At 44.7% G+C, this 25105-nt stretch carries 19 protein-coding genes; 16 read left to right on the forward strand and 3 right to left on the reverse strand.

The window, feature by feature from the left end; all coding sequences use genetic code 11:
• Positions 1–230: 230 nt before the first annotated feature.
• From CLFS41_RS25525 to CLFS41_RS25555, 7 genes are all read left to right on the forward strand, one after another.
• Positions 231–1985: a histidine kinase gene (locus CLFS41_RS25525; RefSeq protein ID WP_045093920.1), complete on the forward strand. Its 1755-nt coding sequence runs from the start codon at positions 231–233 to the stop codon at positions 1983–1985.
• Positions 1963–3468: a helix-turn-helix domain-containing protein gene (locus CLFS41_RS25530; RefSeq protein WP_007859421.1), complete on the forward strand. Its 1506-nt coding sequence runs from the start codon at positions 1963–1965 to the stop codon at positions 3466–3468. The genes CLFS41_RS25525 and CLFS41_RS25530 overlap by 23 nt, the downstream gene beginning before the upstream one ends.
• A gap of 196 nt (positions 3469–3664) precedes the next feature.
• Positions 3665–4945, forward strand: a complete 1281-nt coding sequence (locus CLFS41_RS25535; protein ID WP_045093921.1) for an extracellular solute-binding protein — start codon at positions 3665–3667, stop codon at positions 4943–4945.
• A 32-nt stretch (positions 4946–4977) separates the two neighbouring features.
• Positions 4978–5862: a sugar ABC transporter permease gene (locus CLFS41_RS25540; protein WP_007859416.1), complete on the forward strand. Its 885-nt coding sequence runs from the start codon at positions 4978–4980 to the stop codon at positions 5860–5862.
• The gene (locus CLFS41_RS25545; RefSeq protein WP_007859414.1) at positions 5862–6680 is read left to right on the forward strand and encodes a carbohydrate ABC transporter permease; all 819 of its coding nucleotides are present in this window, start codon (positions 5862–5864) and stop codon (positions 6678–6680) included. The genes CLFS41_RS25540 and CLFS41_RS25545 overlap by 1 nt, the downstream gene beginning before the upstream one ends.
• 1 nt (position 6681) lies before the next feature.
• Positions 6682–9096 carry a TIM-barrel domain-containing protein gene (locus tag CLFS41_RS29175; protein WP_052665872.1) on the forward strand — a complete coding sequence of 805 codons (2415 nt, stop codon included), beginning with the start codon at positions 6682–6684 and terminating at the stop codon, positions 9094–9096.
• A 33-nt stretch (positions 9097–9129) separates the two neighbouring features.
• On the forward strand, positions 9130–12312 hold the full coding sequence (locus tag CLFS41_RS25555; RefSeq protein ID WP_045093922.1) for a glycoside hydrolase family 38 C-terminal domain-containing protein: 3183 nt from the start codon (positions 9130–9132) through the stop codon (positions 12310–12312).
• 113 nt (positions 12313–12425) lie between these two features.
• Here CLFS41_RS25555 and CLFS41_RS25560 read toward each other — a convergent pair whose 3' ends face one another.
• Positions 12426–13376 (reverse strand): nucleoside hydrolase, encoded by a 951-nt coding sequence (locus CLFS41_RS25560; RefSeq protein WP_045093923.1) that lies wholly within the window; start codon positions 13374–13376, stop codon positions 12426–12428.
• Positions 13377–13622: 246 nt separating this feature from the next.
• On the opposite strand from CLFS41_RS25560, the gene CLFS41_RS29925 reads away from it, so the two are divergent.
• Positions 13623–13856 (forward strand): helix-turn-helix domain-containing protein, encoded by a 234-nt coding sequence (locus CLFS41_RS29925; RefSeq protein ID WP_152649082.1) that lies wholly within the window; start codon positions 13623–13625, stop codon positions 13854–13856.
• A gap of 581 nt (positions 13857–14437) precedes the next feature.
• On the forward strand, positions 14438–15379 hold the full coding sequence (locus CLFS41_RS25570) for an alpha/beta hydrolase (protein WP_045093924.1): 942 nt from the start codon (positions 14438–14440) through the stop codon (positions 15377–15379).
• Positions 15380–15428: 49 nt separating this feature from the next.
• Here the strand turns inward: CLFS41_RS25570 and CLFS41_RS25575 are convergent, their stop codons facing one another.
• Positions 15429–16322 (reverse strand): LysR family transcriptional regulator, encoded by an 894-nt coding sequence (locus CLFS41_RS25575; protein ID WP_045093925.1) that lies wholly within the window; start codon positions 16320–16322, stop codon positions 15429–15431.
• Between the two features lie 29 nt (positions 16323–16351).
• Entirely contained in the window at positions 16352–17248 is an 897-nt protein-coding gene (locus CLFS41_RS25580) for a LysR family transcriptional regulator (protein ID WP_045093926.1), read from the reverse strand.
• Positions 17249–17636: 388 nt separating this feature from the next.
• Here CLFS41_RS25580 and CLFS41_RS25585 point away from each other — a divergent pair, with 388 nt between their 5' ends.
• The 7 genes from CLFS41_RS25585 to CLFS41_RS25615 all read left to right on the forward strand — a co-directional run bounded on the left by CLFS41_RS25585 (position 17637) and on the right by CLFS41_RS25615 (position 25100).
• Entirely contained in the window at positions 17637–19535 is a 1899-nt protein-coding gene (locus CLFS41_RS25585; protein WP_045093927.1) for a beta-glucoside-specific PTS transporter subunit IIABC, read from the forward strand.
• Between the two features lie 19 nt (positions 19536–19554).
• Complete coding sequence (locus CLFS41_RS25590) at positions 19555–20997, forward strand: 6-phospho-beta-glucosidase (protein WP_045093928.1); 1443 nt, start codon at positions 19555–19557, stop codon at positions 20995–20997.
• A gap of 82 nt (positions 20998–21079) precedes the next feature.
• A complete protein-coding gene (locus tag CLFS41_RS25595; protein WP_200895118.1) occupies positions 21080–22261 on the forward strand; it encodes an MFS transporter in 1182 nt (393 codons plus the stop codon).
• A gap of 148 nt (positions 22262–22409) precedes the next feature.
• Complete coding sequence (locus CLFS41_RS25600) at positions 22410–23504, forward strand: aldo/keto reductase (protein ID WP_045093930.1); 1095 nt, start codon at positions 22410–22412, stop codon at positions 23502–23504.
• 116 nt (positions 23505–23620) lie between these two features.
• Entirely contained in the window at positions 23621–23857 is a 237-nt protein-coding gene (locus CLFS41_RS25605; RefSeq protein ID WP_045093931.1) for a hypothetical protein, read from the forward strand.
• 10 nt (positions 23858–23867) lie between these two features.
• Positions 23868–24212, forward strand: coding sequence for a cyclophilin-like fold protein (locus CLFS41_RS25610; protein WP_045093932.1), 345 nt, complete (start codon positions 23868–23870; stop codon positions 24210–24212).
• Positions 24213–24248: 36 nt separating this feature from the next.
• Positions 24249–25100, forward strand: coding sequence for an aldo/keto reductase (locus CLFS41_RS25615; RefSeq protein ID WP_045093933.1), 852 nt, complete (start codon positions 24249–24251; stop codon positions 25098–25100).
• Positions 25101–25105 lie beyond the last annotated feature (5 nt).

A 25105-nucleotide genomic window follows, 5' to 3' on the forward strand; every position in this document is an offset into this window, starting at 1 on the left:
CTTGCACAAAGGCATGTGGAATTTAGTCTCGCACACTATTTTCAGATGCCCCGTTAGCATGCAAAAAACCATCAAAACTGGGTGCTTATAGGTTCATTATAAGGCAAATGTATAAATTTGTTAAGGTACAAAGTGGAAGTTAATTCCGCAAATTTACTAGAATAGTCTACAACTGGAATTTAGTTTTTCATTTAAGTCTTCTGATTAAAACTTGGTAATGGGGGTGTGATGTGAGAAAACTTGGAAAAAGCCTGAGGAGCAGAATCTTTTTAAGTGTTACATTCTTTGTTGTGATCCCTCTTATTGCTGCCATGAGTGTCATATGGAAAAAGACAAATGAGCAGATGATTGAAAGGCAGATCCAGTCATATGAGGAGAATACTTTATATATGTCAAGATTATGTGATGGCTTGTTTGACGATATAAAGGACAAATCCCTGCTTATTTATAATGATCAAAAGACAATGGAGATCCTTAACAAAGGATCGGGAATAAGCGAAGATGAACAAAAATTGTTAAATGGAAAAGTGAGTGCGATTTTTTTCAGTGATGATAAAATAAAATCACTTACATTCTATGTGGAAAAATTGAATTTAATGATTTACAGAAAGAGAAATGAGAGCAACAGGTTCTACCGAATTGAGAATGAAAAGGAACAGGAGTCTTATTTTATAAATCCCTATTATGCAGAGGATGTCAGATACCATATCAGCACGGTGAAGGATCAGGTAACCGGGGAGTATCTGGTTGTTTTGGATCAGAATATCATGGATCTGAATTACCGTTCTCTGGTACGTATGGAAATTGTATATGGAGATGAGATATTTGAACCTATTTTTTCAAATCCCGCAAAAGGCGGTGCGGACGGAAACTATGTGATTGATGACGATGGTCAGTTTTTATATGGAGAATTCGGAGAATATTTCCCGGATAAGATCAGGACATCATTGCAGTCAGCTCCCCAGGGAGTTTCTTATATGAATGAAGACGAGCCATACGTAGTCATAAAGCAGAAGCTGGCTGATTTTCCCTATGATGTGGTCAAATGCATATCTATGCAGGTGCTCATGGATGAATTGCTGCCTTATAGAAACGGTCTAATCCTGATGTTCATACTGATCATGATCATTATTGCTGTGCTGGCTCTTATTCTGTCCCGCCTTGTCAGCGGATCTATCAGGAAGTTTACGCAGTCGATCATCAGCTTCAGGAATACAACGGAAAATGTGGAATTGAAAATAGAGCCGGAACTCGATGAGATGAAAGAACTGGCAGAAGAATTTTCCGGTATGATGCATGAGATCAATCAGCTGATAGAAGAAAAGAGCGATGCAAGGTATAAAGAGAAAAAAGCTTACCTGATGCTGCTGACCATGCAGATAAATCCTCATTTTTTGTATAACTCTCTGCAGACACTTCAGTTTATGGCATTAAAACGAAAAGCATTTGAAATGAACGCAATGCTGACATCACTGGGGAAGATCCTGCGCTACAGTCTGGATTGGGATAAGCAGCAGGTGACTTTGGAGGAAGAGGTGGAAAATGTATTGGAATATCTGAATATCCAGAAATTCCGGTATGTTGATGAGCTGGATCTGCAGTTGGACAGGCCGGAGACAGGCCTGGACTGTATGGTTCCCAAGATGATTCTCCAGCCGCTGGTGGAAAACTGCTTTGTACATGGCTTTAAGGGTAAAACAGGAGATTATAAAGTAAGGATAGATATATGCCATAACAACGGGGATATTACGGTCCTGATATGCGATAACGGGAAGGGCATGGAGTCTGCGCAGATGGAGAAGCTGAACGCAGAGATGGAAAAAGGAGAGAATTATATTGCATCAGGTCATACAGGGCTTTTGAGTGCAAGCTGCCGGTTAAAGGAGAAGTATCCGGGGGCATATGTGCGGATTGAGCAAGGCCAATGGTTTTGTGTGAAGGTATCAATACCGGGAGGTTATCATGAAGGTTCTGATCATAGATGATGAGATAAGTACAAGAGAGAGCATAAAGATATTAGCCGGCATGACATCGGAATCCGGGGATGAGGTTTATGAGGCAAGAAATGGCCTGGAAGGGTACCAGATGATTGAGAAAGTGCAGCCGGATCTTATCTTTTTGGATATGAATATGCCGGTTCTGGATGGAGCCGATCTTCTTAATATATTGGATGAGAATACATTCCAGGCAAAGATCATCATTGTCAGCGGATATACGGATTTCCGGTATACCAAGGCAGCTATTATAAAAAAGTATGTGGTGGATTATATTCAAAAGCCGATCGATGAAAAGCAGATCAGAGATGCCATACAAAAGGCCACGGGAAGGGCACAGAATGAGAGGATAGATACAACAAAGATTCAGACGAAAAAGGTACAGACGGGAAAGGGAAATGGTCATAAGGAAAATGAAGAACAGAAGGAGATTATGTTTGGGATTTTCATTGAAGATTTTCAAACAGTTTTAAAGAAAAATTATAATGGCTCGGTTGAAGTGCTTCAGTATTTTGTCATGTGTCAGGCGGAGCATCAGATACCCAACCTCACACCATATGCACCTAAAGAGGAAATTTACCAGTATGCATGTTTCTTTACGGTAAACAGGACAGAGTCACGAGGGCTGAACGAAGCGTTAAACCGTGTGACCCACAGATTAGAGAACCGATATGGCCTTAACGCTTACGCTGTGTATAGTGATGAATCAAAGACGGATCTTTATCAGATGTATATGGAAATATGCGAATTTATAAATTATGCTGATTTAGGTGAAGATGGACGGGTGGTGCGGACGGCCAGGCCGGAACCTGTGCCGCAGACAAGATCAGAGACGGCTTATTGGGCAGGGGAACTGCTATATTGTGGTAAAAACCGAAACAGAGAGCAGTTTGAAAAAACGGTACATTATATGTTTGAGAATATGGAAAACAGCGGGATCAGGACCATTTACGAGAGAAAGATATTCATATCAGGCCTTATTTTTGAGATTGGCAGAAGACTGAATGAGAAAGGCCTTCGTATGGAAAAACGTGTTTCAGAAAAGATGGAGGAGCTTTATTCAGGAAAACTGATGTTTACAAAGAAGTTTGCTCAACGCTGGATCAAGGAGTTTATGGAAGAAATATGGGAGATCTCGGGAGCAGAGGCAGTAGAGATACCGGATAAGCTGCGGGAGGTCCTGTATTATATTCAAAAAAATTATAATAAAAAAATAAGCCTTTCAGAGGTTTCTGATCAGTTTTATTTCAATGCTTCTACAGTAAGCCGTATGTTTGTAAAATATCTTGGAATCAACTATATTGAGTATGTAAATACGCTCCGCCTGGAAAAGGCAAAGGAGATGCTTGGCAATTCAAAAATGAATGTATCGGAGGTGGCGGAGAGGACTGGCTTTGAAAGCCTTAGTTATTTTAGCAAGCAATTTAAGAAAAAATATGGGGTAAGCCCGCAGGATTTCAGGAAAAACAAATAACAGAAGGGAACTGCTTCATTGTGCTGTTTGCATGTGGAGCAGTTATTTTTGTAATATTTTCTGTGCAGTTAATAGGTAAATGAGGCAAAATATTACAACTGACAGTCAAAAATGAGCATTTTAAAACGCACCTTAAGCCTGTATTATGTGAATATAACAAAAGAACTGAGAGCACTCAAACAATAAGGAGGATCATATGAAACGGAGAAGTATAATGGCGGCTATGATGGCACTTATCACAGCTGGGGGACTGCTGACAGGCTGTGGGGCAAATGGGGCAAAAGAAAATCCAGGCGCGGGCCAGAACAGTGTACAGGGGGAAAGCCATGCAAAAACGGAATTGACCTTTTTTCACTATCTGGAACAATATCAGGATCAGTTCGATAAACTTGCAGAGATGTATGCAGAGGCGAACCCTGATGTGGAGTTGAAGATAGAATGTATTGGTTCGGATTATGACAAGATCCTTCAGACAAGAGTGGCATCAGGAGAGGTCCCGGATATTTTTATCAGTGGGCCGTATATGAAAAATCAAAATTACGCATCGGTAAGCTATGATCTTTCCAATGAAGAATTTGTAAAAGAAGTGGAGATCGGGCCGGAATTTAAAGCATCCAACGGGGAGTTGACAGCCATTCCTTTTGTGACCCAGGCTTGGGGTGTCCTTTACAATCAGGAGGTATTTGAGAAGCTTGGTATTACTGAAGCGCCAGAAACACTGGAAGAATTGGACGTTGTATGCAGGAAGATACAGGATGCGGGCATCATTCCTTTTGCCATGGGATATAAATCAGATTATGTAAAGAAACAGCTGTTTGGTTTTACCTTTGGTGTAGATGAAAATTATAAACAAAATATTGAACAGCTGGCCAATAAAGAAAAAGAATTAAAGGATTTTGAATTTATCTATAAGATTTTTGATGGAGCGGAGCTTGTGGGAAAATATCTGCAGCCCAATCCATTTAATGATGATTTCGCCACTGCAGGAGCAAAACTGGGAACAGGGGAAGCTGCAATGATGATTTGTGGGGATCAGATCGTACAGAATGCCAGGAAAGCAAACCCGGACAGTACGATTGGGCTTATGCCTTACCCTCTGAGCAATGACCCAGCAGATGCCAAGATCTATACATGCGCCTCAGCCGGTCTGCATGTGAGCAGGGATTCGGCTAACAGAGATGCAGCGCTGGAGTTTATCAACTGGATGGTTACTTCCCAGGAAGTAAAGGATTGGCTTTCAAATGATATGGAGATTTTATCTGCGATTAAGGGCGTAACACCTACGGGCTCCCAAGTTATGATGGATGCACAGAAATGGACGTCCGAGGGCAAAGCATCAGCATGGGCAAGCAATCTATTTCCACAGGGCGTGGAGACAGAACTGATTTCAGCCATGGACAAATTTCTGCTTGGGGACATTTCCAAAGAGGAAGCAATTGATGAGATGAACACCGCCTGGACAGAGTTTGAAAATTAGTGAAAAACCCATAGAATTCAGGAGCCAAAGCCATGAAGAAAAGTTATATAAGGAGAAAAGAAAATGTCTGGCTGATGATTTTTGTCCTTCCTGCATTGATGCTGTTCAGCATATTTGTAGTATATCCATTTATCAGCGGAATTCACTATTCCCTATATGACTGGGACGGGATCAGCCCGGATAAGTTATATGTGGGAATAGAGAACTATAAGAAATTATTTAGAGATAAACATTTTATGTCAGCCTTATGGTTTACGGTTAAGTTTACAGTACTGACAGTGATCACACAGAATTTTGGTGCACTGATCGTGGCCAGTCTGCTGGACAGCACTAATCGGTTAAAAGGTTTTTTGAGAGGCGTGTTTTTTATACCAAATGTTCTTTCAGGTGTAATCGTGGCATTTATATGGGGATTTATCTTCACTAAGGTCCTGCCGGCAGCGGGACAGCAGATGGGGATGGAATTGCTGGAACGAAGCTGGTTCAGCCAATCCGGGACAGCGTTCTGGTCAACGATCATAGTCTCGTTCTGGCTGGGAACCGGATATTTGACAGTGATTTATCTGGCAGGCTTAAGTACAGTGGATGCAAATGTGGTGGAATCTGCCATGCTTGATGGAATCAGTCCCCTTCAGATGTTGTTCAGGATAAAGGTGCCGTTAATTCTCCCATCCATTATAGTAGGTGTTTTTCTGATCACTATGAATGGGTTAAAACAGTTTGAAATCGTATTTTTGATGACGGGAGGGGGACCGTACCGTTCTACCGAGACCCTGGCATTGTTAAGCTATAATACCGCCTACCAGAAGAATAATTTTGGTCAGGCCATCGCACAAGCAATTATTATGTTTGTCCTGGTCGCAATTGTCACTACCGTGCAGTTGGCCGTATTAAAAGGAAAGGAGGTGGAAAGCTGATGAAAAGAAGGCAGAGCCTGGTGCTGATCATAACGATCCTGCTGGCTGTATTATTTGCAGTACCGATCTATTTGATCATCATAAACTCATTTAAACCGTATGGGGATATTTTTGCTGACCCTCTGAAATTTCCTTTCCATCCCACCTTTGATAACTTTAAAAATGTTTGGAAACAAGCGGATTTTATCAAATATTTTCTAAACACCGTCATATCTACATCCGTGGGGCTTGGAATCGTAGTGGCAGTAAGTTCCCTTGCATCCTACAAGCTTTCGCGGACAAAGACAGGGCTGAGCAGGCTGTTATTCTTTTATTTTACAGTTTCCATGCTGCTGCCGTTTGAAGTTATCATGCTTCCGCTGGTGCAGCTGCTTAAAAAATGGCATATGCTGAACAATCTGGCTGCATTAGGATTAATAGAAGCAAGTACAAAGATTGCATTTTCCATATTTTTGTATCATGGATTTATAAAATCCATTCCGGTTCAGCTGGATGAGGCGGCCAGAATCGATGGATGCAGTGAGGTGGGACTGTTTATTAAGATCATATTCCCGCTGATGAAGCCCATAACATCTACAGTGATCGTGCTGAATATCCTTACGTTTTGGAATTCATTTCTGCTCCCCCTTCTTGTGCTGACAAAAAAGGAGGTAAAAACGCTGCCTCTGTTTGCTTACAGTTTTATTGGGCAGTACAGCAGCAATTATGATCTGCAGCTTCCGGCTGTTATATTAACAGGGCTTCCACTGGTTATATTTTATCTTATAATGCAAAAAAATATTGTAAAAGGACTGACAATGGGAAGTGTGAAAGGATAATATGATGGATGAAAAAATTAAAGTCCGTGTACAGGGACAGGATAAAAAGGTTTATTATAAGGAGCCAAGCCCTGACAGGATCAAGATGTATTATGAGTATACACAAGATAACTTCCGAAAGGGGAAAGATTATAATCTGAAGCTAAAGAAGTTTGCCAGAATAACGAACTGGAAGAAGATGACATGGGGGCTGCTTCTTGATATAGAGGGGGATTGTATACATAATACCCAGATCGACTGTGACGGTGAATTAAGGCCTATTATAGATGAGACTGTGGAAACAGAACATTTTAAAGGCTTTCTCAGGCTAGAAGTGTACGAAAAGGGTATTTTCCGCCTTCTTGCAGGCGAGGGTGGAGAGAGGCAGCATCACACCGTTATGCTTGAGGGGGTTCCGCCCCTTCAAACGGACCAATATGAGGTAAAAGAAGAAGGTGACATGCTATGGATTACCACGGATACATGTAAGGCCATGGTAAATCTGGCGGAATTTGGTTTTTCCATTTATGGCAGGGATGGAAAAAAGGTCTACTGCCAGGAAAACAATGATAAGGTCCTCCGGTTTACCCATGAAAGCTTTCCCTTTGGATTTGTGGAGAATCCAGCTACCGGTGAGCGGATCGGCGTGTGCTCAAGCAGAATGGAACATGATGAGCATTACTTTGGTTTTGGTGAGCAGTATTCACCGGTGGATAAGAAAATGCAGGAAGTGGATGTGTTTATTACAGATCCGCTGTCTGTAGGATCACCCAGAACGTACGTGTCTCTACCTTTTTATTTTAGTACCCGTGGGTATGGTATGTATGTAAATACACATTACAGAAGCAAATTTTTTATGGGGAACCGTTCCAACCGCTGTGCAAGCTGCCATATTTACGGTGAATCCCTGATTGATATTTTTTATATTTACGGTGAGGAGCCGAAAACGATCCTGAAGCGGTATACGGACATTACCGGGAAAAGCCCGATGGTTCCCAAGTGGTCCTTTGGGCTTTGGATGAGCCGCTGTTCTTATAAAACCGAGGATGAAGTTCTTGAGGTGGGCAGGGAGATGAGGAAAAGGGATCTTCCGTGTGATGTGATCAATATTGATACGGACTGGTTTGAAATTCCCTGGGCCTGTGACTGGAAATTTGGTAAACATAATTTCCCGCATCCTGAAGAGATGATAAAGGAACTTGATTCCATGGGAATTAAGCTCAGCCTTTGGCAGAAACCATACGTTACTTCCGAATGTCTTCCGGAATTAAGGGATCAACTGCGGGAAAAAGGATGGATCCCTCTGAATCCATATGGGGAGGACGCGCGCTCCAATCCGGTCATTGATCTATCAAACCCGGACTGCTGCCAGTGGTATAAAGAACAGCTGAAAAACCTGTTTCAGATGGGAGTTAGTGTTATAAAGACAGATATGGGAGAGGGAGTTCCTGTTGAAGGGAAATATCATGGCTATGACGGGGATGAAATCCATAACATATATCCTTACCTGTATTCAAGGGCAGCATATGAGGCGTCCCGGGAGTCTATTGCAGAGCCGATATTATGGGGCCGTTCCACCTATGCGGGCGGGCAGAAATATCCGATCCATTGGGCCGGGGATCCGTTTACTGATTTTGATGGATTGAGATTCAGCATCAGAAGCGGATTATCCATGGGAATGTCGGGCTTCACGTTCTGGAGTCATGATGTGGGCGGCTTCCTGGGAAGGCCTTCCGAAGAGGTGTACATCAGATGGATGCAGGCGGGAATGTTCTGCTCCCATGTAAGGTGTCATGGAGCCAATAATCCGAGGGAGCCATGGACCTTTGGTGAAAGGGCGGAAACTATTTTCAGAAAGTTTGACAAACTCAGGTATGAGCTTATACCGTATATTTACTCAACCGCTTACACCAGAGGAAAACAGGGGCTTCCAGTTATGGAACATTTGTATCTGTCTAACCCGGATGACAGGAACTGTCTTAGTGTTGAGGATGAGTGGATGTTTGGGGATGCATTTTTAGTGGCTCCCGTCTTGAATGAAGGCGGTGAGAGAGAGGTCTATTATCCGGACGGCCAGTGGTATCATTATTTCTCAGAAGAAATAAAGCAGGGAAAGCAGTATGATGCGGTTAAAATGGAACTGGATAATATGCCTTTATACGTAAAGGCCGGCAGCATTGTGCCGACAGGTAAGGCGGAGGACCATATTACCGGGGCAGATGATGCGTTGACAATCTGTGTATATGGTAAAGAATCAGGGTATACGGAATTTTTATACTATAACGGAGAAGAACACCTCATTAAAGCCGCATTTGATATGGGAAGTGTACAGGTAGAAACCGGAGGTTTAAAAGGAAATATATCTGTAAAATTAATCACCAACAGAGGAATAGAGATAAAGACAGATGTCCGGGAGCACTGCACATTTGAGGTATAAGGTGTAAGGCCGGGGAAAATTAGAGGTAAGAGTATGCTGTTTATTGAGGACAGGAACAGAAAGCTGATTTCATGCATCCAAAGTTTGATCTATTCAGACACAATTCCAGTTAAGGATATATGGATCCTAAAGACAGAAGAACGGATCGGAAACCTGGAAGAACTGGAAGGACGGCAGTGGAAGCGGTTGGAGCAAGGACAGCTTTGGGGCGGTCATAACGAGTATTACTGGTTTGGGTTCATTGTAACCATACCGGATCAGTATAATGGTAATACCGTTGTCCTGGAACTGACAACAGGATGTGAAGGGCAGTGGGATGCTACGAATCCACAATTCCTGGTATATTTAAACGGATATCCCAAGCAGGGGCTGGATGTGAACCATCGGGAAATACTGCTGACAGAACAGGCCCAGGCAGGCGATGTTTACCAAATTGTATTGTCCGCATTTACCGGGGTGCAGAATTTTCATTTGCAGATGAATTGGAAAATGAAGGTTTTACACAGGGACATAGAGGCATACTATTATGACATCAGTGTCCCCTTCCAGGTCATGGAACTGCTGGATCAGGATTCACAAGAGGCATTAACGATCTCAGAAGCACTTACCGAATCTTTAAACCTGCTTGATCTCCGCAAAGAATATTCCGGGCTTTTTTACGAAAGTCTGGAAAAAGCCCAGAGATATATGGAAGAATTTTATGATAAGCAATGCGGCGGGTCCAGGGAAACAGTTTATGCGGTGGGGCACACACACATAGATATCGCGTGGATGTGGACCCTGGGGGTGACTAAGGATAAGGCGGTGAGAAGTTTTTCCACGGCATTGGAACTAATGAGACAGTATCCTGAGTATGTGTTTATGTCAAGCCAGCCATTGTTATATGAATATGTGAAGGAGAACGCTCCGGGCCTATACCGGGAAATAAAGGATAAGGTAAAAGCGGGGCGCTGGGAAGCAGAGGGAGGCATGTATGTTGAGGCGGACTGCAATCTTACTTCCGGTGAATCTCTGATACGCCAGCTTATGGCAGGAAAACGTTTCTTTAGGGAAGAATTTGGAGTTGACAATCATATTTTATGGCTTCCTGATGTGTTTGGATATTCTGCGGCATTGCCCCAGATCATGAAGAAATGCGGCATTCATTTTTTTATGACAACAAAGATCAGCTGGAATGAAGTGAATAAAATGCCTTATGACACATTCTTGTGGGAGGGGATTGATGGAACGGAACTATTAACACATTTCATATCTGTTCGGGATTACCATGCTTCCCTTGTGGTGGAAGGTAAGAAAAGGCCAGCCCATTTTACGACATATAACGGATATCTGAACCCATCCCAAGTAAAGGGGACATGGAAACGGTACAGTCAAAAGGAATTGAACCGCAGTGTTTTAATGTGTTTTGGATACGGGGACGGAGGCGGTGGTACAACAAGAGATATGCTGGAAAACCAGAGACGTCTGTCCAGAGGGATTCCCGGATGCCCGCGAACTAAAATCTCCGGTGTATCGGAGTATTTTCAGGAATTGGAACAGGAAGTGGCAGAAAAAAGGAATCTGCCAAAATGGGTCGGCGAACTGTATCTGGAGTATCACAGGGGAACCTACACATCTATGGCCAGGAATAAAAAATACAACCGAAGATCTGAATTCCTGTTACAGAATATTGAATTTCTGTCGGCCCTGGGCAAAAGCAAATGGGGGCAGCAGTACCCCGATCGGGAGTTGGATCATCTGTGGAAGATCGTCCTAAAAAACCAGTTTCACGATATCCTTCCCGGTTCATCCATTGAGGAAGTTTACGAGGATTCACAGCGGGAGTACAATGAAGTGCTGGCAACGGGAACTGTTTTGGAGGAGGAACGGATCAGACATATTCTTACCAGGATCCATGCAAAAAGAGAGAGCCTGGTTGTCTTTAACCGGAACAGTTTCGTTTCCCGGGGATATGTATGTCTGGAGTACTCTGATCTGCACACCCCTAACCTGCGAAATCCTGTAGCTGTATATGCAGACATAGAATACCCGATCCAGAAAACTTATGATGGGAAGGGCGTTTTTCTGGCTGAGGGGGTTCCCTCAAGAGGATACAGGACATTCTGCTTGATGGAGGGAACAAAAGAGCCGGAAGATGCATTTGACATTTTAGAAAACTCCATTGATACGGAGGAACTGCATGTTGCTTGGAACAGGAAAGGGCAGTTTACATCCATTTATGACAAAAATGAGCAACGTGAAATTCTAAAGCCGGGCAGCTGTGCCAATGTGTTAGTTACATATGAAGACCGGCCGCATAATTATGATGCTTGGGATATCAACAGCTATTACACGGAAAAACCGTGGGTGCTGGAAGATGAGGCTGAGATTGAAGTGATTGAGAGAGGACCGGTGCGGGCGGTTCTCAGAATCTCCGGAACTTATCTGGACTCCAGGATCCAACAGGACGTGATTGTTTATTCCAAGGGGACAAAGATTGATATTGTCAATCGGGTGGACTGGTGTGAGAAAAACCTTTTACTGAGGAATTATATACCGGTTAATATCCATGCCGACCAGGCCAGCTATGAAATCCAATATGGAAATGTACAAAGACCTACCCATTATAATACCTCCTGGGACCAGGCAAAATTTGAAGTATGTGCACATAAATGGATCGATATATCGGAAAACGGATACGGAGTCAGCATCCTAAACGATTGTAAATACGGATGTGACATACATAATGGGGTGATTGGTCTGACTATGCTGAAATCAGCCTGCTATCCTAATCCTGCTGCAGACAAAGAAAAGCATGAGTTTTCCTATTCTATATTCCCCCACAGAGATGGATGGCGGGAAGGCAATACCATTCAGAAAGCATATGAATTCAATAATCCGATGATCGCACGGTATAAGGGAAAGGATAATAAAAAGGATAGCAGGGATCTGCCGCCTGAAGAGTATTCTTTTGTCAGTGTAAATAAAGATAATATAATGATCGAAGTGATAAAGAAGGCAGAGGATAGCGATGCATTGATCCTGCGCATGTATGAGGCGTTTAACAGGAGAACTCAGGCAATGGTCAGGTTTGACCAGAATGTGCAGGATGCCTGGGAGTGCAGCATGCTGGAAGAAGATGAAAGACGCCTAAAAATAGAGAAGCATTTTATTTATGTGGATTTAAATCCGTATGAAATCAAGACGGTCAAAGTTGTTTTACAAAGATTAATATAAATTTGAATGAGAAACTGCATAAAAACAAGAGGCAAAGCTACCCAAGCTTTGCCTTTTGAATGTTACAATATCTCTTTTACGGAATATCGGACATTCTGAGTCCAGGCTAAGTATTACATAAGCAATGATAATAATCGTTTCTTAAAAAGATCTGTATCAATTTTGGTGCATACCTCAACATTGGGATTATGTCCTCCAAATCCTTCCTGGATCGCCAGTTTTGAGCCATCATTAAGGATTACCTGTCCATATGCGGCTTCCTCCTTTAGGCAGACATATGCATAACAAGGCTTTTTTTCCAGTACAATATCATCCCATAGCATGACACCCATGGCAACTGCATCGGGAAGATCCAGAAAATACTGACCATTGGCAGTGATATTATAATCGACCACCATCCGGTTGCATGTTACCGCAAACATAGCCTCCTTCTTCCCGCTGCTCATTAAGGTATCTAATTCTGTTTTGGTAAGGGCGGACTTGCCCAGACATAGATCAAAACCAATGATGGTGACCGGAATCCCCGCAGTGATCATGATATGGAATGCTTCCGCATCCACATAAACATTAAATTCCGAGACCGGAGTGCAGTTTCCGGGGCCAAAGCCAGAAGTTCCCATGGTGTAGATCTGTTTTACCCTTTTCATGGTGTCAGGGTCTTTCATAATAGCCAGCGCAATAATTGTAGCAGGTCCGATGGTTACAAGTTCAATTTCATCCGGGCAGGATTTAACAATTCGGATGATAGCATCCACTGCGTGTTCGTTTTCAGGAAGTAACGTGGGGCGGATCAGCCCGGCGTCCCCCATACCGTCTTTGCCGTGGACATTTACAGCTGTCACAAGCTCTCGGAACAAAGGTTTAACAGCGCCAACAAATAGGGGTGGTTTCTGGCCGCCGGTAACCTCTATTGTCATCAGGGCATTTTTTACAGCAAAGTCTAAAGGTACGTTTCCTCCTACCGCGGTGATGGCTTCTACTGATATATCCCTGGATTTCAGCGCCATCATCAGAGCTACCGCGTCATCGCTTCCGCAATCTGTGTCAATGATCATCTTTCTCATGTTCGTCCTCCTTATTTTGTGATATAACGATATGGCAAAAACAGCTGTTTCGGTGAAGTGGAGCTTTATTGTGAAAACCGGACAACCCTAGGAGTTTCTGCAATTGATACATGCAGGATTGTAAAGCTTTCCAGAAAGGGTGTGGAAACATGGATCCGTGAGGATAACGGGTTTTGTGAGTTCCTGCTCCGTCAGATGGCTTTGAAAATTGCGGAAAATTCAGATGCTTATATCAGGAGTTCTTCCATGGAGTTAAAAGACCGCGTGCTGTATTGCCTGTACCGGCATGACCGGATGGGAACATTAAGCGATCTGACAAAAGACCGGCTTATGAATGAGGTATGCACCCCGATCCGCAGTTTGAACAGGGTACTGGCCCAGTATCGGGAGGAAGGCCTTGTTGCTTATGATAAACACAGATTTCGCATTGTGGATGAAGAAAGATTTTTGGATGCTGCTGATAAGTTGGTCGGGGATTAGAGATAATAAATGGATGAAACGTCTGAATAAAATGAGCGCTTGTACAGGTATATAAAGCCTGTATAGGTGCTCTTTTCTTATGTGGAGGCCGGTAAAGACGGCTGGTTGACTAGAAACCAATTATATTTAAAAATGAAGAATAGTAGTGACAGTTACATTAATTATCATTCTTGAAAACGATAATAAAGTATTCAAAATAACTATTTGTAATATTACAGGAAATTGTTATAATCAAGTTGAAAAAATAATAGACCGTCATAAGGATAGTGTGAAAGAAAGCAATGATGCCGGGATGCCCTTATAATCAAGTCTATTGTAACACGAAAACTTGGAGGTGTGAATCACTTTCATTACTATTTGTGCCGCCAACTGAAGGGCGGCGGAATGGAGATTAAGATGAAAAAAACAGGATTATCTGTATTGTAGTTGCCGGCATGTTGGTACTTAGCGCCTGCAGTGCGCCATCCGCGAATCAGAACTCAGACACAACAACTGATCAGACGGACAGCACAGCTATTCAGTCGGAAACTACGGTTGCCGCGGAGGAAACGGTTGTCAAAACAGAAGGAGCGAATTCAGAAATGGATGAATACTATACGTTTGAACTAAGCGAAAATGTAAATCGGGAGCACGTTTCCTATAAGAACCGTTATGGAATTACACTGGCAGGGGATTTGTATACATCAAAAGATATGGATGATGAAAAGAAATATCCGGCTTTGGTAATCGGAGCCCCTTATGGTGGTGTGAAGGAGCAGGGACCGGGCGTCTGGGCCAATGAACTTGCGCAGAGAGGATTTATTGTACTGACCTTTGATCCGTCTTACAATGGATATAGCGGAGGGGAACCACGTCACGTCTCATCGCCGGAAATATTCTCAGAAGACTTCAGCGCGGGTGTGGATTTCCTCGGTGTCCATAAGAACGTGGAACGCACGCGGATTGGTGCTGTCGGGATTTGCGGCAGCGGTGGATTCGCTCTTTCCGCAGCGCAGATGGATACCAGGATTAAAGCAGTGGTGACGGCAAGTATCGTAGATGTCAGCAGCAATTCGGACGGTATGACAGCGGAGGAACGCAGGACATTCCTCGACCAGATCGGAGAACAGCGCTGGGCGGACTTTGAAAAGGGAGATCCTGATTATGCGGCTGTTTATGCCGATGAGCCTTTAACCGAAATCCCGGAAGGGCTTGATCCGCTGTTTGCAGAGTTCTTTACTTACTATGGCATGGAGCGGGGCAATCATCCCAATGCAGACGGTAATTTTACCACCACCAGTCAGGCGGCTTTTATGAATTACAGCCTTCTGGGACATCTGGAAACCATTTCGCCGCGCCCTGTTCTTATGATTGCAGGGGAAAACGCAATGACCCGCGGTATGACCGAGGCTATATATGAACGGATTGGGGCTGCAAAGGAACTGGTGATTGTTCCTGATGCAAACCATGTGGATCTGTATGACGATGTGACAAAGATACCTTTCGACAGGATTGCAGGGTTTTTTAATGAAGGTCTGAAATAGTGATGTAAATGCCATCAGATTGGAAATGGGAATCTGATGGCATTTACATTTAGCAAGATGAATATTCCGCAATTACACCTTTTAACTGTTCTAAGAAAACTCTTACAGCCGGTGAAAATGTCTGAAATTTTTTGGTGACAATATGAAGGCTGACAGATAGCTCCGGCGTAATCGGTCTGAATGCCAAGTTGCGCCCGCTTGTATTTACCAGCTTATCCAGACAGAGGGCATATCCTATGCCCTGTTCCACCATAAAGGTTGCATTGTAAACCAGATTATAAGTGCCAACAATGTTCATGGTGGAGTAATCAGCGCCAAACCAGTCCGCCGGCTGCTGACCGTAAAAGGTCTGCTCCGCAAAAATAAGAGGCAGGCTTTTTAATTGATTGATTTTTATGGAAGCTTGTGCAGCCAGCGGAGAATCTTTGGGCATCAAAAGACCAAAGATATCTCTTTGAGGAAGCTTCAGATAATCATATTTTTCCTGGCGGACGGGGCCAAGCATAAGGCCCATATCCACCAGGCCCTTATCCAGACGTCCTAAAACGATATCCGCATCACCGCTATGTATATGGAATTTGATGTCAGGATGCTGATCATGGAATGCAACAAATAGCTGGGAAATAAAACCCATAACCGGTGTTTCTCCGCAGCCAATCGTAATATCTCCGCTTAATCCTTTTTCATCTGCATGGAACGCTGATTCAGTTGTGTAAATTAAATCCAGAATTTCCTGTGCGCGATTTCTTAAAAAGATGCCGTCCTCCGTCAGTGTCAGCTTACGTTTTCCGCGGATAAAGAGCTGTTTCCCCAATTGCTGTTCCAGTTCCATCATCTGTTTGGACAGCGTAGACTGTGTCACATGAAGCGTCTCGGAGGCTCTTGTTATATTTTCTTCCCTTGCGATTGCCAAAAAATAATGCAGCAGCCTTGTCTCAACCATATGAATATGCTCCTAACTTTTGAATTTTGTTACGTTATGGCTGGTTTTTGCAATTTCTCTCTTAGATAGCTTAAAAAGATTTTCGCTGCCGGTGAAAATGTCTGGTATTTTTTGGTGACTATAAAAAGATCGATTTTCAAATCCGGTGAAAAGGGCCGGAAAGCGAGGTTGCGGTTACCATCCGTACTCACCAGGTTCCCAAGGCAGAAAGCATAGCCCATTCCCTGTTCCACCATAAAGGTGGCGTTATATATCAGGTTGTAGGTTGCAACGATATTGAGGGAATCATAGTCCACGCCAAACCATTCCAGGCGCTGATGGCCGGCATATGTCTGAGCGGAAAAAATCAGAGGAATATTGTATAAGTCCGCAACGGAAACAGTCTGTTTTTCCGCAAGAGAACAGTCGCGCGGCATCAGCAGTCCATATATGTCGCTTTTAAAAATATTGATGTAATCATACTTTTCCTGCTGCATGGGGCCTAACAGCAGACCGGCATCCAGAAGCCCTTTGTCCAGGCGTTCCAGCACGGCATCCGCATCTCCGCTGTAAATATGAAAATGGATCCCTGGATAATCCGTCTGGATTTCCTTAAAGAGTTCCGTGATGAATTCCATGGCGGGAGTTTCCCCACAGCCAATATAGATATCACCCCCGATTATCTCCTCGTCAGCTTTAAACGCAGATTCCGTCTTTTCCATCAGATTTATCATCTCCTGGGCCTGGGCGCGCAGAAAGGCGCCTTCCTCCGTAAGCGTAATCTTTTTCTTTCCCCGTATCAGTAATTGCTTCCCCAACTGTGCTTCTAACTCCATCATCTGTTTGGAGAGAGTTGGCTGTGTCACGTGCAATGTTTCAGCTGCCTTTGTAATACTCTGTTCCCTTGCTATGGCTAGAAAATAGTAAAGCAATCGTGTCTCAATCATAAAATTCACCTCTTTTTTGAATAAATCGTTCCTTCATTCTTTGCTTTATTGTAACAGACAGTATCTATTCCGGTCAACTATTAAAGCGGACAATCTATAGTTACTCATTATTATGAGATTAAAAGCATGGATTGAAACTTCAATACAAATTTATCACAGATATATTGTTGGAAATTGCCTGTGAAATTGTTGATTTAATTGAAAAGTCATAACTCAGATGATAAATGGTAGTAAAAAGTCAATAAAATAACATTCCTATAAACTATGTAATAAGATTCTGCATAACTATTTGCCATTCAATGAAATGTGTTTTATGATACAGGAAGGAACTGAAACGAGGAATCACAGGCAGTACAAGAAAACCACAAATCATAAGGGGGAAGGAATTATGGCAGGGAAATATGATGGTCTGGCAAGAATCATCATTCAGAACGTAGGTGGAAAAGGAAACATCGAAAGTCTGACTCACTGTATCACAAGGCTTCGTTTTACGTTAAAGGACGAAGGGAAGGCCAACACAGATGTTCTAAAAGAAACAGACGGGATTGTAACGGTAATCCGCGGCGGCGGACAGTATATGGTGGTAATCGGCAACCATGTACCGGACGTATTTAACACGGTGGTAAAAGTGGGTCATCTGGAGGAGGTTGCGGATACAAAGCAGGAAGAAGACCAGCCGGCGAAGAAACAGAAGCCGCTGGATGCATTTATCGGGATTATCACGGCGGTATTTTCACCGATTCTGGGATGCCTGACCGCCTGCGGTATCATAAAAGGCGTGCTGGCGCTGTTCGTGGCGTTGGGCGTGCTGGATTCTGCAAGCGGAACTTATAACATTCTGTACTCGCTGTCGGATTCCCTGTTTTTCTACCTGCCGCTTTTTCTGGGATTTACAGCAGCAAAGAAATTTGGGATACCGGAGTTTGAAGGAGTTGTAATCGGCGCGACAATGCTGTATCCCAGCATGCTGAGTTCCGGAACGCTGGATATTTCCAATATTTTTGGAATACCGGTCATTATGCCGGCTTCCGGGGATTACGCCAGCAGCGTGGTTCCAATTATCTGTGCGGTGGCATTTGCGGCCTGGTTTGAAAAACGGTATAAAAGGTTTATCCCGGATACGATCAAGCTGTTTGCCCTGCCGCTCATCACCTGCTTTGTGACGGTGTGCATGACATTCTGGGTGATTGGTCCGGTAGCCTCCTTTGCTTCTAATCTGATTGGGGCCGGTTTTATGGCTGTATACCGGTTCAGCCCGGTGGTGCTGGGAGTGCTGGTAGGAGGATTGTGGCAGGTGCTTGTGATTTTCGGCCTGCACTGGGCCATTACGCCGATGATGATTAACAATGTCCAGACACTGGGCTTTGACACGGTGATGGTAGGCATGTTTGCGGCCTCCTTTGCCCAGACCGGCGCTGTGATCGGCATGTACTTAAAGACAAGGGAGAAGCGATTAAAAGCTCTGTGCGTTCCGGCTATTATATCAGGCATGGCGGGAGTCACGGAGCCTGCCATCTATGGGATCACGCTGCCGAAGAAAAAACCGTTTGCCATTACCTGTGTGATTGCAGCCATAACCGGCGGCATCTTGACCGCTCTGGGGGCAAAGTATTACATGGTTCCCGGTATGGGAGTATTCGGATATACCGCATTTGTCAATACGGCGGCTTCCGACCTTTCCGGGATGTTCCAGGCAATCGCAGTTTCCGCAGCTTCGCTGGCAGCAGGAATTGTGGTGATTTATCTTACATATAAGGATGAGGCCCCAAAGGATAAAAAGACTGTGGAAGGCTTGAATGAAGCAGCCGGGAGTGTAGAAAATGGAATTTCCCCTGTTCCAGAAGTGATTTCCGCCCCGGTTACCGGCCGTGTCATCCCGTTAAGCCAGGTGGAGGACGAAGCGTTTTCCAGTGGTCTTCTGGGGCAGGGAGCCGCAATCCTGCCGGAGGAAGGGCGACTGTACGCCCCGGCGGCCGGGGAAGTAGTGAGCTTCTTTCCAACCGGCCACGCATTAGGGATGCGGCTGGATTCCGGCGTGGAGCTTCTAATCCATGTAGGCATGGATACGGTGAAAATGAATGGCAGCGGTTTTACACCCAGGGTATCCCAGGGGGATTATGTGAAAAAAGGTGACCTTCTTCTGGAATTTGATTTAAAGGCAATAGAAGCAGCCGGCTTTTCCGCAGTGACACCGATCCTGGTGACGACCGCTGCTGGTTACGCTGGAATTACGGCAGTAGAAAGTGACTATGTGACGTCTGGTGAGGCGTTCATCATGTTTCAATAAAAAGAGAGGAGACAACACTATGAATTCAACATTCAGACCGGATTTTTTATGGGGAGGCGCAACGGCGGCGAACCAGTTTGAAGGGGCATGGAACGAAGACGGGAAAGGGGCGGCGGTGCCGGATCTCTGTACCAACGGATCCTTAAAGAATCCGAAACGGATTACACGGGAGATAGAACCAGGTGCTTTATATCCCAGCCATGAGGCGGCCGACTTCTATCACCACTACAAAGAGGACATTGCGCTGCTGGCTGAGATGGGCTTTAAGGTATTCCGTCTGTCAATCGCATGGACCCGTATTTTTCCCACAGGGATGGAGGAGACGCCCAATGAGGCCGGGCTGGCCTTTTATGACAGCGTGTTTGATGAGTGCAGGAAATATGGGATAGAGCCGCTGGTCACAATTTCCCATTATGAGATGCCCTATGCCCTGGTAGAACAGTGCAACGGCTGGGCGGGGCGGGAATGCATCGGCTATTTCCTGAGATACTGTGAAACCGTATTTGAGCGGTATCAGAACAAGGTGAAATACTGGCTGACCTTTAATGAAATCAATGCGGGAACCATGGCTATGGGCAATGTCATTTCCCTGGGAACGGTAAAAGGATACACAGGCAGGATTCTGGATTTCCCGGATGATGAACAGGTGAGATACCAGGCTCTGCACCATCAGCTTGTGGCAGGCGCAAAAGCGGTGAAGCTGGCCCATGAGAAATACCCGGAATTTCAGATGGGGAACATGATCTGTTACCTCACCAAGTACCCGCTGACGCCCAATCCGGATGACATGCTTCAGTGCCAGAAGGAGATGCAGATGACCAACTGGTTCTGTTCCGATGTGCAGGTAAGAGGGAAATACCCTTATTATGCGGACCGGTATTTTCATGAGCATGGAATCAGGATTCAGATGGAGGACGGGGATAAGGAAGCGCTGAAGGACGGCTGTGTGGATTTTTATACCTTCAGCTACTACATGAGCACCTGCGTGTCTGTCACACAGAACGCCCAGATTCAGGGGGGAAACTTAACCGGTGGATTAAAGAACCCTTATCTGGAAGAGAGCGACTGGGGATGGCAGATTGATCCCAAGGGGCTTCGCTATACCTTAAATGAAATATACGCCCGATATCAGATACCGCTCATGGTGGTGGAAAACGGTCTGGGAGCTTATGACAAAATAGAGGAAGACGGTACGATAAAGGACACGTACCGGATTGATTATCTGCGGGGCCATATTGAGCAGATGCGGGAGGCGGTGAAAGACGGTGTGGACTTGATTGGGTATACCCCATGGGGTTGCATTGATCTGGTAAGCGCTTCTACCGGAGAGATGGCAAAACGGTACGGGCTTGTGTTCGTAGACAAATATGATGACGGCACCGGAACTTTGGAGAGAAAGAGGAAAGCCTCTTTTTACTGGTATAAGAAAGTCATTGCCAGCAATGGAGGGGAACTTTTATAAAGAGCCATACATAATCCCTCTGAGACGCATTCGTTTCAGGGGGATTCCAGTGGAGCCTGATTCTAAATAGTTAGAGGAGATTATGATGAAAAAGAAAAGCAGTTTATTAATCCTGATTCTGACCATAGGAGTTTTTGGGATTTTAAATACGGAGATGGGGGTGGTGGGGATCCTCCCGCTGATTGCCCAGAAATTCAACGTAAGCGTTCCGACCGCCGGATGGCTGGTCAGCGGCTTTGCCCTGGTAGTTGCGTTTGCGGGGCCAACGATGCCGCTTTTATGCTCCAGAATCAACCGAAAGACATTGATGTTACTGGCATTGGGGATTTTTACAATAAGTAATGTCATCTCCATCTTTGCTACTGATTTTACCGTATTGCTGTTGGCCCGTATCATTCCGGCAGCCTTCCATCCGGCTTATGTATCCATGGCGCTGACGGAGGCAGGAAAGTCCGTGGAGCCTCATGAGTCGGCGAAAGCAGTTTCCAAAGTATTTATCGGGGTCTCGGCGGGAATGGTACTGGGTGTACCGGTCACTAATCTCATCGCGACAGAATTTTCATTTGCCATGGCAATGGCCTTTTTCGCCGCTGTCAATGCCGCTGTGTTTCTGCTGACCCTTTTTCTGGTGCCGTCCATGCCGGTAACGGAGGTTTTATCCTATGGAAAACAGGTCAGTGTGCTGAAAAAGCCATCCATGGTTTTATCAATTGTGGTCGTCATATTTTTAAACGGCGCAATATTCGGTTTTTACAGCTATCTGTCTGATTTTCTGGAAACCATTACAGGCATATCCGCCAGGATGATCAGCCTGGTGCTTTTGTTTTACGGTTTAGCAAATATCATAGGTAATTTAATTGCCGGTAAAGCGCTGACAGTGGATGCAAAAAAGACTACCTTTATTCTGCCCTTTGCTTTAGTGGCTGCTTATGGACTATTATTTGCCTTCGGGAAACTGACGGCAGCGGCCGCCCTGGTTATTACGGTAATCGGAGCGCTTGCCGGTATTAACTCCAATGTCAATCAGTATCTGATTCATGAGGTCGGTTCGGAGGCGCCTGATTTTTCAAACGGTGTTTATTTAACCTCCTCCAACCTGGGGACTACAATGGGAACCCTTTTCTGTGGTGTATTTATCACCGCAATGAATACCCGTTTTTCGCTGTTTGGAACCTTTGTTTTTCTGGTAATCGGATTTTTGGCGATTCTTGTGAGAAACTGGGTGGGGACATCCGTTAAATTATCGGCAGTTACACAGGAATGAACACGGATGTATAAATCATTGGAGCAGAATTCGGCCCGTGGGCAAATGAGCCGAGTCTGCTCTTATTGAGTGGCAATGAAAAGTTCGCGAAGCGTGCTTTTCGTTGTTTCGCTTCTTAATGAAAAAGAGTATATGGAGGAATATACATATGGAATATCGGAAATTTCCAAGAGGAACGGAACAAATCAGCATTTTGGGGCTTGGAACCAGTGCGATCGGGCAGGCAGGAGAAAGTGAGATAGAGGCAACAGCTTTACTTGCTTTGGAACATGGAGTGAATTATTTTGACATGGCTTCCGCAGATGCGGCGCCTTTTCCTGCATTTGGCCGTGCGGTTGCCGGGAATAGAAAAAATGTATATTTTCAAATCCATTTCGGTGCGGATTATCACACGGGAACGTATGGCTGGACGTTAAATACAGAGGCGGTCAAACGTTCTGTGGACTGGCAGCTTAATATGCTTAAAACGGATTATATTGATTTTGGATTTATCCACTGTATTGATGAGGAAGCGGATCTGCAGAAGGTGATATCCGGAGGCACGCTGGAATATATCCGGCAGCTAAAGAAAGAAGGCGTGGTGCGGCACATCGGTCTTTCCTCCCATACGCCTGCCGTAGTAAACCAGGTGCTGGACCGGAGACTGATTGATATGCTGATGTTCAGCATTAATCCGGCCTATGATTACAGGCATGGCGAGTATGCAATCGGGAGTGTTGACGAGCGGATGGCCCTGTACCGCAGATGTGAGGCGGAGGGAGTCGGCATTTCTGTCATGAAGGCATTCTGCGCAGGTCAGCTTTTAAATGCCGGCACCTCCCCGTTTAAGCGTGCGCTGACCGAATACCAGTGTCTGGAATATGCCCTTGATAAGCCGGGCGTACTTACGGTTCTGCCCGGGGTACGCAACCGGGAAGATCTGCACCGTATTCTCGGATTCCTCGATGCCTCTCAGGAGGAAAAAGACTATTCCATTCTGGGCAGCTTTACCCCACAGGAAGCAGAGGGAATCTGCGTCTACTGCAATCACTGCCAGCCGTGTCCTGCAGGGCTGGATGTGGGACTGATTAATAAATATTATGATTTGTCCAGGGCCGGTGATATTTTGGCAAAAGACCACTATAAAAATCTGGAGAAGAAGGCTTCCGATTGTATTGCCTGTGGTCATTGCAATTTTCGATGTCCGTTCCATGTTGGACAGATGCAGAGGATGGAGGAAATAGAGACTTATTTTAATAAATAAGAAGAAAAATATGCGTGTAAGGCATGATTATTTATTCTATATAACTATTTGCTATTTTAAGAAAAAAGCATTACGCTAAATGTAGTAAACGAAGAACCGACAGAGAGGTGATGGAAATGTTTGAATACCAACGTTCGGCAGAGGAAACAGTGAAATGTCTGAAAGACTGCGGATGTGATGAAAGAACAGCGGAACAATTTCTTGCTTATGAGAAGGAGGACCGCACAAAGGATCAGATCCGGCTTTTAAACAAGAGCCGGCGGTCACTGATGGACGACCTGCATAAAAGCCAAAAAAAGGTGGACTGCATTGACTTTATAATCCGGGAACTGGAACAGAAAATGAGAGGATAGGGATGTTCAGATGAAGATGAAAATAAAAGCAGACAAAAGTGAGGTTGTTTACGAATTGAATGACAGTCAGGCAGCAAAAGAACTGTATGGACAGCTTCCGCTGGACCTTAACGTGGAAAACTTCGGCTCCATTGAAAAAATATTTTATCCGCCAAACAAACTGAATACGGCAAAAACCCCCATGGCGAATGCCAGTAAAGGAACATTGGCTTATTATTCACCGTGGGGCAATGTGGTCATGTTCTACGGTCATTTTGGCAAAGGCGGGGGATTATATGAACTTGGAACAGTGATCTCCGGAAAAGATTTGATTGAGACATTATCGGGAACCGTCAAAATTACAACAGAGGACTGAATTTCAATCATATAAAAAAGAAGCGAGGTGCAAAATATGGTAAAAGTGCAGTTGAACAATGGGATCGAAATGCCCCAGCTTGGTTACGGGGTGTTCCAGATTACAGATTTAGAGCAGTGTGGACAATGTGTCCGGGACGCACTGGAGACGGGTTACCGCCTCATCGACACGGCGGCCTGTTATGGAAATGAACAGGCAGTGGGCCGGGCCGTCAAAGAAAGCGGGGTTGCCAGAGAGGAAATGTTCATCACCTCAAAGGTATGGATTCAGGATGCCGGTTACGAAAAAACCATGGAATCTTTTGAGAAGACCCTCAAAAATCTTCAGACAGATTATCTGGATCTGTATCTTATCCATATGCCCTACGGCGATTATCATGGAAGCTGGAGGGCGATGGAGGAATTGTACCGTGCCGGAAAAGTGAAGGCAATCGGCGTCTGCAATTTCCTTGCGGACCGGCTGGCGGATTTGATTTTAAGCCATGAGATAGTACCTGCCGTCAACCAGATGGAGATGCATCCCTTCTGCCAGCAGAAGGAACTTCGCAAGGTGATGGAACAATATAACATCAGAATGATGGCGTGGGCGCCATTTGCAGAGGGAAAGAACCAAATATTCCGGAATGAGGTTTTAGCGGGAATAGGAGCTGACGACAATAAGACGCCGGCGCAGGTGATCCTTCGCTGGCTTCGCCAGGAGGGAATCGCAGCGATTCCAAAGTCCGTTCACAGAGAGAGGATGGAGCAGAATTTTGATATTGATGATTTTATCATTTCCGATGAGGATATGGAAAAAATCAGGAAAATGGATTCCGGCAACAGCCTGATTCTGGATATCCCAAGTTTAGATGAGGTCTGCCGGCTCCATCATATCCGGTTTGAACAGTAAAGATG

The sequence above is a fragment of the Clostridium sp. FS41 genome, from assembly GCF_000954015.1.
GTDB lineage: Bacteria > Bacillota > Clostridia > Lachnospirales > Lachnospiraceae > Enterocloster > Enterocloster citroniae.